The organism is Anaerophilus nitritigenes (assembly GCF_004138215.1).
Lineage (GTDB): Bacteria > Bacillota > Clostridia > Peptostreptococcales > Thermotaleaceae > Anaerophilus > Anaerophilus nitritogenes.
In genome coordinates this window covers 19,974-31,903 of record NZ_RYYS01000107.1, presented here as the reverse complement: position 1 = coordinate 31,903, position 11,930 = coordinate 19,974, and the positions used below count along the sequence as shown (strand labels likewise).

Genomic DNA, 11,930 nt, shown 5'->3' with positions numbered 1-11,930 from the left:
ATAAAGTAATGGAGCAGGATTATGAACAATCCCACCCCAACTATTGACATAGAGCCAAAAAACTAAAATAGTACCTGAGTTAGGTACTATTCTATAATCTTATACATTTCTTTTGCCAAATCCTTTGTTACATGTTCAGAAATGTCTATTATTTCTACCTTTGTAGTTCTCGTTCCAAAGGTAATCTCAATTTTATCTCCAACACTCACTTCTGTAGACGCTTTTGCCTCTTTTTCATTAATACTAACTCTTCCTTGATCACAAGCTTCTTTGGCAATTGTTCTTCTCTTTATAAGTCTTGAATTTTTTAAAAATTTATCTAAACGCATTTTATTCTCTCCTAAATTAAAAAAGCAGACTAGCTGCTTTTTTGTTAAGCGTTCACCATATCTTTTAATGCTTTACCTGCTTTAAATACAGGTGCTTTTGAAGCAGGTATATCTATTACTTGTTCAGGATTTCTTGGATTTCTACCTTGTCTTGCTTTTCTTTCTCTTACATCAAAAGTACCAAATCCTACTAATTGAACTTTATCATCTTGCGCAAGAGCTTCTTCTACACTGTTAATGAATGCATTTAATGCTGCTTCTGCATCTTTCTTTGTAAGCCCTGACTTTTCTGCCATGCTAGCAACTAATTCAGCTTTATTCACAATTATTACCTCCTTGATATTTAGAATACGTATAAGCATATTCTCCCTTTTATTGAAAAATCCTTCTACTTTACTAATGTTTTTTTATCTTTTTTTATGTATTTTTGCCAAATTCCATAGTTCGTCCATTTCTTCAAGAGACATTTCTTCTAACTTTCTATCATTTTTGATTGCATTTTCTTCTATAAAAGAAAATCTAGAAATGAATTTTTCTACAGTATTATTTAGAGCAATCTCTGGATTGATTTCTAAAAATCTTGCTACATTTACTACTGCAAATAATAAATCTCCTACTTCTTCTTTTATTTTTTCATTTTCTCCAGTATTATATACCTCTAAAAGCTCTTTATATTCTTCTTCTACTTTTTTTAGAGCATCTTCTACACGATCCCAATCAAATCCTACTTCTTTTGCTTTTCCTTGAACTTTATAACTCTTTATCAGTGACGGAAGATGGTTTGGAATTCTTCTAAGTCCTTGTGTATAAGTCTTTATATTTTTTTCTTTTCTCTTCATATCTTCCCAGCTTTTTATAGCATCATCTTTAGATTCTGCCACTACATCTTTAAATACATGAGGATGTCTATAAATTAACTTGGTACATATTCCTTTGATCACATCATCCATATCAAATTCTTCTTTTTCAGAAGCAAGTAGTGCATGAAATGCAACTTGTAATAACAAATCTCCTAATTCTTCTTCTAAAAGAACCATATCCTCTTGATCTAAGGCCTCTAAAACTTCATAAGCTTCTTCTATCAAATGAGGCTTTAAACTTTCATGAGTCTGCTCTTTATCCCAAGGACATCCATCTTCTCCTCTTAAGCGTCCCATAATTTTCATAAGATCTTTTAATTCGTATTTTTTTCTTATTCTTCCTTCTATTTTAGGAATATATACACTTGTAAGATAATCTAACCAAGGAATACGATCTAACTCATACAGCATAATATTTTGTATTTTTTCCTCATTAGGAATTCCAGCTGCATGCACTACAATAATAGGATGTTCATCTGGATAATACTCCATTAATTTTAGCTTTATTTGAGAAGCTACAAATTGATTGTATACTTGTGTAATAATCGTATCCGTTTGTATATCTATTTGCTCATCAAAGCCTAATCCATCAATGATTTTAAGACCAGTGATCGGATCCTTTCTCAAGGTATGTAAAAGTGCCTCTATAAAACTTACAGAAGGAATGAAATCCAATAAAAATTTATTTTTTTGTGCTTCCTTCATAAGCATTTGTACTGTATTTTCTGCTACAAATGGACTTCCTGGAACGGCATAAATAATATTCTCTGATTGTACCATATCTACTAGTGAATTTACAACACTTTCATAAACCTTATAAAAATTTTCTTCTTTTTCATAGAAAAAATCAAAGCTTTCATAACAAATTCCTTCTGATTCTAAAAAAGATACTACAGGATGCTTATTCGTTCTAAGATATACTTTATTTGTTTGCTTCATTTTTTCAAAAGCTCCTAAAGTCAAATATTCTCTGCTCCCAGGTCCTAATCCTATGATTGTAAGAGTATGCATAGCACCACCTCCTATTTTATTATTTCCTAAGTAATCCTATACTACTCAAGATTTTTCCTATTTTACTTCCTCCTGGTAAAATATCAAAGTCATCTTTTGTAATACTACCCGTTGCAATCAACATAATTCCATAAATCAACGCTCCTACTCCTACTGCTGCAACTGTTGTAATTCTATTTCCCAATATATCTATAAATCTAGTATATACAAATAAAACAGATATACCCATTGCCCCAACTGCAATAATAGGTTTTACAAAAAACTGCATTACACTAAATTTTGTTTTCGTTAACCTTTTCACTGCAAAGAAATTAAGAACAGCTGCTACCATATAAGCTGCTACAGTTCCTATAGCTGCTCCTTTTACATTTAAATCTGGAATAGCCGTTAAAAAATAAGTTGCTAAAATTTTGAAAATAGAGCCAATAAACAAATTAGTTACTGGTATAGTAGGTCTTCCCAATCCCTGTAAAATGCCTGTAAATGTTTGTACAAGTGTTAAAAAAATTACTCCAAAACCTAAAATAGCTAATGATCCAGAAGCACTTATTGCACTTTCTATTCTCAATGGGAAAAGTAGTAGCATAATCGGTTTTGCCAATACAACAAGCCCTATAGCAGCTGGAAGCCCTATGAGTAAGGATACTCTCGTTCCTATTAATACATTTTCTCTTACAAGCTTCATATCCTTTCTTTGACTAGCATCAGATATAGCTGGAACCAGACTCACTGCAAGTCCTACCGTAATAATTTGTGGAAAATTAATAAGTGGTGCTGCCATTCCTGTTAATTGACCATATAATCCATTTGCATCTTCTGGCGAAAATCCAATAGCTTGAAGTCTTCTCATAACAATAGCTACATCAATCATATTCATAATAGGAAGTATTGCTGCCCCTATAGTAATAGGCACTGCTATAGTAAAAATTTTGGCTAAAATTTTTCCTGCAGCCTCTTCATGCCCTCTAGGTCTTAAACTTATTTCATACATAATCTTATTTCTTCTTTTATAATAAATAAAAATGATCATCAAAGCTCCTGTGATAGCTCCTGCTGCTGCTCCAAAAGACGCTCCTGCTGCTGCAACTTCAGTTCCTCTTTTTAAAAGGACAATAGCTAAAATAATCCCGACTACCGTCCTTCCAAATTGTTCGATGATTTGAGATATTGCAGTAGGCATCATATCTTGAAGTCCTTGAAAATATCCACGAAAAGCAGCCATAATAGGAACAAATAACAACGCTGGAGCAATAGCTATCATAGAATAATAAGCTCCTTCATTTTTAATAAATCCTACAATAATCTTTGCTCCAAAAAATAATATAGCTGAAGTAACAATTCCAATTCCTAAGAGAAGAATAAAAGAAACTTTAAAAACTCTATGGGCTCCATATCGATCTCCTATTGCATTTTTCTCTGAAACCAACTTTGATATAGCTGTAGGAATTCCTGCAGTAGATATGGTAAGTAAAAATACATAGATAGGATAAGATGCTTGATAATATCCCATTCCTTCTTCTCCTATCATATTTCCAAGGGGAATCCTAAAAAATGCCCCCATTATTTTTACAATAATACCTGCTATTCCAAGGATAGCAGCTCCTTTTAAAAATGATTTACTACTCATAAATTTTCCTCCAATACAGTTGATTTTGGACTTTGAACAAATCTATTATATCAGAAATAGAATTGTTTGAAAGTAATTTATCAACAAAATACAAAAGTAGTAGCCAAAAGGCTACTACAAAATATTTTATTTATTATTCCTCTTTATTGTTCCATTTGTTTGCCTAAGAAATTTGCAGCAGTTTCTGCAACTTTTATTTCTAACTCCCCTAATATTTTATCTGGGTCTTTAGATAAAAGCACCACTGCTCCAATGCCATCTCCTTGCGTCATGATAGGAACAATAACTTGTGATGTATATTTATTTTCATCTGATCCATCTGCTGTCAAAGGATATATGTTATCTTTTTCTGTAATAAGTACTGATTTTTTATTTTCCATTGCTTTTTCAAATGATTTGCTAACTCTTTTTTCTAGAAACTCCTTTTTAGATCCTCCTGCTAAAGCAATAATAGTATCTCTATCTGCTATCACTGCTATATGACCTAATGCATCATACAAAGATTCAGCATATTCTACTGCAAACTCATTTAACTCTCCTATAGGAGAATATTTTTTAAGAATTACCTCTCCATCTCTATCTGTAAAAATTTCTAATGGATCTCCTTCTCTTATTCTTAAAGTTCTTCTGATTTCCTTTGGAATCACTACTCTACCTAAATCATCAATTCTTCTAACTATTCCTGTCGCTTTCACTTATTTTCCCTCCTAATGTCCTTGGTATAAAGTGATACTGTAAATATTTGTGTAAGCTTATTATTTACTAAGATACTTTTTTTATGCATCCATGGAAATTTTTCATTTAAAAAAGTTTCCATAAAAAAACAACTTTCTTTCGAAAGTTGTTTTTTATATTATTATTATTTTATATTTTCAGGATACCTTTCAACTTTTAAGTCTGTTTTAATTTTTTCTAATTCATCCTTAAATCCAGTTTGCATCATTTCCATTCTAATTTGATCTGATACATCCTCAAATTTTATACTATATCCTTTTATAATATGATATCCAAATTGACTTTTTACAATATCACTTACTTCTCCATCTTTTAATGAGAAAGCCGCTTGTTCAAATTCTGGAACCATTTTTCCTTTAGGAAATACCCCTAAATCTCCACCACTTTGAGCAGATCCATCTTTTGAATATTCTTGTGCAAGTTTTGCGAAATCTTCTCCATTTTTGATTTTATTTAAAACTTCTTTTGCTGTCTCTTCACTATCTACTAAAATATGACTTGCTTTTGTTTTATCTTTTATATATTTTTCTTTATGATCCTCAAAGTATTTTTTTACTTTTTCATCTGTAATATTTAGTTTTTCCATTACTTTTTCCTGAAATTTTCCTACATAAAAATCTGTCTTCATTTGATCTTTTAAGAAAGCTTCGTCAATTCCATTATCCTTTAATTCCTTTAAAAAAGTCTCCGCTTCCTTTTGTCCTTTAATTCCTTCCATATAAGCTTTGTATTGCTCTTCTACTTCCTTGTCATCTACTTTTATATTTTCTTTTTTTATATACTGGATAATAGCTTCTTCATCAATCATTTGATCTAGAACTGTCTCTTGTACTGCCTGAAGATATGTTTTTCCATTTAAATCCATGCTCCAAATTTTATCTCCATACATACGTTCAATATCTTTTTTAATCAATGTAAGCTTTTTATTGTATGCTTCTAAACTAATAAACTCATTTCCTATCTTAGCAACTGCATCCTTTTTGCTAATCCCTGATCCTTGCGTACTGCATCCTGAAATAATAAATGTCACAGCTAAAATAAGTACTAAAAAACTTTTCATATTCTTTGTTATATGTTTCACGACATCCTCTCCTTATCTAAATTTCTTCCTAAAGTCCATTATATCTAAATTTTGTCTTTCTGCAAACTACTAATTTTTTCTAGAAAATTTTGTAACTCCCTAATTCTTTGTTCTAATGTAGAATATCTAAACTTTATATATGGAGTATTTCCTGCATTTATATACACTCTATTTCCATATTCCTCAACCATCTCACTAATCATAAAAGGATTTATTTTACTTGAAACATGAAATTCTAATTTTCCATGCATTTTTGTCTCTGTAATACGAGTAATTCCTATTTTTTGAGCCATAGCTTTTATATGAGCAATAGCAACCAAATTCATAACAGCCTTTGGAATATCCCCAAATCTGTCTTCAATCTCTTGTTCTAGATCCTCTACATCTTGTTTATCTTTTATAGATGCAATTTTTTTGTATAACTCTAATTTATGATTCTCATTTAAAATATATCCTTCTGGAATAAAAGCATTTACATTAATTTCTATAGATGTTTCTATATTTTCTTGTATTTGTTCTCCTTTCATTTCTCTAACTGTATCTTCTAAGAGTTTACAATATAAATCATATCCAATAGATTCCATATGTCCATGTTGTTCTCCCCCTAAAAGATTTCCTGCTCCTCTTATTTCTAAATCCCTCATAGCAATTTTAAAACCTGAACCAAACTCTGTAAATTCTTTAATCGCTCTTAATCTCTTTTCAGCTACTTCCGTTAAAATTTTATCCTTTTCATAAGTAAGATAAGCATATGCCAATCGATTGGATCTTCCTACACGCCCTCGCAACTGATAGAGTTGTGATAATCCCATCTTATCTGCATCATGAATAATAATGGTATTTACATTAGATATATCTAATCCAGTTTCAATGATCGTAGTACAAATTAAAACATCATATTCTCCATCCATAAATCCTAACATAATTTTTTCAAGCTGTCTCTCACTCATTTGTCCATGTCCTACAGCAATTTTCGCCTCAGGGATCAGGCTTTGTATTTTAGAAGCCATTTTCTGGATTCCTATTACTCTATTGAATACAAAGTAAACTTGTCCTCCTCTTCCCATTTCTCTAAAAATTGCATCTTTTACTACGTCATCGCTTTGTTCTATGACATAAGTTTGGACTGGATATCTCTCCTCAGGAGGATCTTCTATGACGCTCATATCTCTAAGTCCAATCAAAGACATATGTAGTGTCCTAGGAATTGGGGTAGCCGTTAGAGTCAATACATCTACATTTTTCCTCAGATACTTTAGGGCTTCTTTGTGTTGAACACCAAATCTTTGTTCTTCATCAATAATCAAAAGACCTAAATCTTTAAATACAATATCTTTTGAAAGAATTCTATGAGTCCCTATTATAATATCTACAGATCCTATCTTTGCTTTTTCCATAATTTTATCTTGTTCTTTTCCTGTTTTGAATCTACTAAGCATTTCAATTTCAACTGGAAAGCTTTTAAATCGATCTAAAAATGTATTATAATGTTGTTGAGCCAATATAGTGGTAGGTACTAATACAGCCACTTGCTTTCCGTCCATAACACATTTAAAAGCTGCTCTTATGGCTACTTCTGTTTTTCCATAACCTACATCTCCACATAAAAGCCTATCCATAGGAATAGATTTTTCCATATCTTTTTTTATTTCCTCAGCACAACGAAGTTGATCAGGAGTTTCTTCATAGGGAAAGCTATCTTCAAACTGCCTTTGCCAAGGTGTATCTTCTGCAAAAGCATATCCCTCTGCTCCTTGACGAATGGCACTTAATTTTAGCAAATCCTTTGCCATATCTACAATAGCGCCTTTTGCCTTTGCCTTAGTCTTTTTCCACTCTGCTCCTCCTAATTTGTTAAGCTTTGGACCTGTTCCATCTGCTCCAATATATTTTTGAACCAAATCCATTTGCTCAATAGGAACATATAAGAGGTCTTCTCCAGAATATTTTAGCTTTAAATAATCTTTTTTTCCACCTTCTACTTTTAATTGTTCTATTCCTACATATTTTCCTATTCCATGATTTTCATGAACTATATAATCGCCTACACTTAAATCCATAAAAGATTTAATAGGACGTCCATCTTTTCTTTTTTTAGAAGCTCTTTTTCGTTTAGGGTTACCAAATATTTCATCTTCTGTAATAACTAAAAATTTGTTTGAAACATATTCAAATCCTTTTCCTAAGTTTCCTTGTAAAATAAATATTTGCCCTGACTCAATAGAATGATTTAGATCATCTAAATAAGTACATTCTATGCCTTGTTCCTTTAATTCCTGCTCTAACCTATTTCCTCTTTCTTTTGTTCCACAAAGTAATATGGTTTTATAACCCTTATATTTTAAAGTTTTTAATTCTTGGGCAAATAAATTCATTTTACCATGAAAAGCAGAGGGTGCTTTGGTAGAAAATCCTACAATTTTTCTAGGTAAAAAATCAGGTATATTTTGTGGCAAGCTACTAAGTACAAATACATTTTTTTCTTTTAATGAGAATAAAAAATCTTCATAGCTACTCATCATATTTACCTGTGTAGGAAGAACTGCTCCTCTTTGTAAAAGCTCTTTGAAAGAGTCTGTAAATTCTTTGTACGCTGTAGTTGCTCTTTCTTTCATTCTAGAAGGATCATCTATAAAAATAAATGCTTCTTTCTTTATGTAATCTATTAAAAAATCCAGTTTTTTATAATAATAATTTAAATAATTTTCAAACCCTTGAGGATGATCTTCCATTTGTAATCCTTCTAAAAAACTGTTAATCTTTTCTTCTAATTTATTTTTTTCTTCTTTTTTTAATTTTTTGATATGTTGTTTTAATTCCTTTTGTATCTTCTCTATAGAAGTTTTTTTTACTTCCTGACTAAATAAGACTTCTTGAGCTGGTGGAATATATACTTCTCTTTCATTTTTTATAGAAAGCTGAGTGTGAATGTCAAAAACTCTTATAGAATCAATTTCATCATCAAATAATTCTATTCGATAAGGATTTTCAGTAGTAATAGGGAAGAAATCTATGATTCCTCCCCTTACACTAAATTGTCCTTTTGCCTCTACCATATCTACTCTTTCATATCCTAAATCTATAAAATCTCTCATTACTTTTGTCAGTTCAATCACTTGTCCATATACAAGTTTACTAGATTTTTTCCCAAATTCATCTTTTGGCATAATAGGATAAAGTACACTATCAATAGGGGCCACTACAATACAGTTTGGATTTTGAAGAAGTTGAATCATCCCATTTAATCTTTCCTCAAGTCTTTGATGACTATGAGCTTCATAATTATAAAAAATTAGTTCCTTTGTTGGATAAAAATATATCTCATCCCTAAAAAATTTTAGATTTTCATAAATCTTTTTTCCTTCATATTCATTAGAAGTAATAATCAAAGATTGTTTTTTATAAACTTTACTCAATACAAATACCATATGAGCAGTTTGAGCATCCATAAGGCCATTTATACGAATTGGATAATTACCTTTTTCGATGCCATCTTTAAGCTCTTTATATTCTCTTAAATTTTTTATAATTTGTAAAAAAATATTTGTCTGCAAACTCCTCACATCCTTCAAATTTTCAAAATACCTATAGCCCAGATCTTCATCTGGGCTAATAACTTCTTTTATTATCCATTATATCTATTCATAGCTACGTCTATTCCTTCTTTGATAAAAGTCTCTACCCCCTGTGAAGCCCTTTGAATAGATTCATCAATAGATATTCTTTCTTCTTTTGAAAATTTACTCAGTACAAAGTCTGCTAAATCTCCATAAGTAGATTTTCCTATTCCTATTCTTACTCTAGGAAATTGATCCGATTGAATTTCATATATAATAGATTTCATTCCATTGTGAGTTCCTGCACTTCCTTTTTGTCTGATTCTTAATTTTCCTACCTCTGTATCAATATCATCATAAATTACAATAAGATCTTTTACATTTAGTTTGTAAAAATTCACAATCTCCATAACACTTCTACCACTGAGATTCATATAAGTTTGAGGTTTTACAAGCATTACCTTTTTACCCAAAATATTTCCTTCTCCAACAATAGCCTTATATTTTACTTTATTCATAGCAATATTATGTTCATCCGATAGATAATCTATTGTATCAAAACCTACATTATGCCTAGTTTTCTCATATTGTTTTCCTGGATTCCCTAGTCCTACAATAACAATCATATTCTGCATCCTTTCTTTCTATATACGTTCTTACATATTATATCATATTCTAAATTGATTTAATGCTTGTTCTAAATCTTCACTCAATGTCTTTAAGTGATCTGCTACAGAAGAAACTTCATCCATTGTAGAAGAATGTTGTTGCATAGAAGCACTTACTTCTTGTGATGAAGCTGCCATTTCTTCAGACACACTAGATATAGTTTGTATAGAAGATACTATATTTTGACCATCTTCGTTGATTTCTACTGTATATCCACTTATATTTTTTATTCTCTGTTGAATCTTTTCAATAGCTCCTATAATTTCTTGGAACGATTCATTTACCTCTTTTACTGCACCTACTTCATGTTTATTTCCTTTTTTGACTTCTTCAATTAAAGAAACAGTAGAATGCGTATAACTTTGGATATTTTGAATCATTTGTTTAATTTCTTGTGTTGAGTTAGCTGATTCTTCTGCTAACTTTCTAATTTCTTCTGCCACTACAGCAAAGCCTTTGCCAGCATCTCCTGCTCTTGCTGCTTCAATGGCTGCATTTAAAGCCAATAAATTTGTTTGTTGTGCAATATTATTAATAGTTTCTAATATAGCATGTATATTTTGTGATTCCATACTTAGTTTTTCAACAGCACTTACAATTCTTCCTGTAACTTCATAATTGATCTGTGTTTTTTCTTTCAAAACATTTACTGTTTGAATTCCATTTTCATTTGATTTTTGTACAATCTCAGATTCTCTGAGCATTTCTTCTGTGTATCCCTTAAGTATATGTAGTTTATTTGCAATTTGAGAAACCTTACAGACTCCTTTTTCTGTTTCTATGGCCTGCTCTGAACTTCCCTGAGCAATTTCATCTACTGCTTTTGCCACTTGTTCTGTAGAATAACTTGTTTCATCTGAAGTATGGGCAAGCGTCACTGCAGACTCTTTTACACTATTGCTTAGTGTTGTTACTTGTCCTACTAATTCCTTTAATCCTTTAATCATAAAATTGAAATTTTGAGCAAGTTTTCCTATTTCATCTTTTGAATCTATACAACAGACAACAGATAAATCTCCTTCTTTTATCTTTTCCATATTCATTGATAATACTTTTAGTGAGTTTGTAATTCCTTTTGAAACAATCATAGCTATACCTATACCTACAATAAATGTAATGAAGCTAATTTTTAGAATAGAAACAAGGAGCACTTTATAATTATTATAAATTTCATCTTCATACATATTTCCTACAAGCTTCCAGCCCATTCTCTCTAATGTAATAAAAGTAGCAAATTTTTTTTGAATTTTCCCATTTTCTTCTTGCTCATAATCTACAGTATTACTTCCTCCTTTGGAAACTTCCTCTGCTAATTTTTTTACTGGAATAGTTTTTTCTAAAAAATTTCGATCTCTATGAGCTAAAATATTGCCTTTATTATCTACTAAAAATGCATATCCCTTTTGTCCTACTTTGATATTTTCTATGACACTTGATAATTTATCTAATGTAAGATCTATTGCTACTACTCCTACTAATTGATTGTTTTGATCATAAACCGACTTGGCAGCTGTAACTACGATTTTTTCCGTATCATCATCCTTATATGGATCTTCCCAAATCACTTTACCAGTCTCTACCGCCCTTTGATACCAAGGTCTTGTAGTAGGATCCCACCCCTCTGGCATATCTGTTTCTATTGGATAAGCTAGTAATTTTTTATCTGATGTACCCATATAGATACTTAATACATCTGGATGAGTTTTTCCGTATTCTTCAAAAGACTTTATTGTTCTTTGTATTGCTACTTCTCCAGATAATACAGAAGATACATCTTGATGAATAGAAAACATGAAAATGTTTTCCTCAATATTTCTTAAGTAAGTATCTATCATATTTTCTACTTCATGAATAGTAGATGATGTACTACTTTTTAATTCATTTTTCATAATTTTTGCAGAAGATGTAAAAGAACTTATACTTACAGCACTCATAGATATTACAATCAAAAAAATAAATGCAGTCATAAGCTTTCTTTGAAGACTTTGTTTCATTCCCTATTCCTCCCCCATAACTTATAAAATATATATTTTTTTGATAATTATATATTAAAAAAGTGGA

At 30.8% G+C, this 11,930-nt stretch carries 9 protein-coding genes; all 9 read right to left on the bottom strand.

Annotated features, from left to right (window positions below):
• Window positions 1-86: 86 nt before the first annotated feature.
• The 9 genes from EK368_RS14535 to EK368_RS14495 all read right to left on the bottom strand — a co-directional run bounded on the left by EK368_RS14535 (window position 87) and on the right by EK368_RS14495 (window position 11,863).
• Window positions 87-329: an RNA-binding S4 domain-containing protein gene (locus EK368_RS14535; protein ID WP_129600910.1), complete on the bottom strand. Its 243-nt coding sequence runs from the start codon at window positions 327-329 to the stop codon at window positions 87-89.
• Window positions 330-373: 44 nt separating this feature from the next.
• Window positions 374-652 (bottom strand): HU family DNA-binding protein, encoded by a 279-nt coding sequence (locus tag EK368_RS14530; RefSeq protein WP_129600908.1) that lies wholly within the window; start codon window positions 650-652, stop codon window positions 374-376.
• 84 nt (window positions 653-736) lie between these two features.
• Window positions 737-2,200 carry a bifunctional methyltransferase/pyrophosphohydrolase YabN gene (yabN, locus tag EK368_RS14525; RefSeq protein ID WP_129600906.1) on the bottom strand — a complete coding sequence of 488 codons (1,464 nt, stop codon included), beginning with the start codon at window positions 2,198-2,200 and terminating at the stop codon, window positions 737-739.
• A 19-nt stretch (window positions 2,201-2,219) separates the two neighbouring features.
• On the bottom strand, window positions 2,220-3,827 hold the full coding sequence (locus tag EK368_RS14520; protein ID WP_129600904.1) for a putative polysaccharide biosynthesis protein: 1,608 nt from the start codon (window positions 3,825-3,827) through the stop codon (window positions 2,220-2,222).
• A gap of 143 nt (window positions 3,828-3,970) precedes the next feature.
• A complete protein-coding gene (gene spoVT / locus EK368_RS14515) occupies window positions 3,971-4,522 on the bottom strand; it encodes a stage V sporulation protein T (RefSeq protein WP_129600902.1) in 552 nt (183 codons plus the stop codon).
• Window positions 4,523-4,686: 164 nt separating this feature from the next.
• On the bottom strand, window positions 4,687-5,643 hold the full coding sequence (locus EK368_RS14510) for a peptidylprolyl isomerase (protein ID WP_129600900.1): 957 nt from the start codon (window positions 5,641-5,643) through the stop codon (window positions 4,687-4,689).
• Between the two features lie 44 nt (window positions 5,644-5,687).
• A complete protein-coding gene (mfd, locus tag EK368_RS14505) occupies window positions 5,688-9,197 on the bottom strand; it encodes a transcription-repair coupling factor (RefSeq protein WP_243109438.1) in 3,510 nt (1,169 codons plus the stop codon).
• 71 nt (window positions 9,198-9,268) lie between these two features.
• Window positions 9,269-9,826 (bottom strand): aminoacyl-tRNA hydrolase, encoded by a 558-nt coding sequence (gene pth / locus EK368_RS14500; protein WP_129600899.1) that lies wholly within the window; start codon window positions 9,824-9,826, stop codon window positions 9,269-9,271.
• Window positions 9,827-9,868: 42 nt separating this feature from the next.
• The gene (locus EK368_RS14495; RefSeq protein WP_129600897.1) at window positions 9,869-11,863 is read right to left on the bottom strand and encodes a methyl-accepting chemotaxis protein; all 1,995 of its coding nucleotides are present in this window, start codon (window positions 11,861-11,863) and stop codon (window positions 9,869-9,871) included.
• Between the last annotated feature and the right edge of the window lie 67 nt (window positions 11,864-11,930).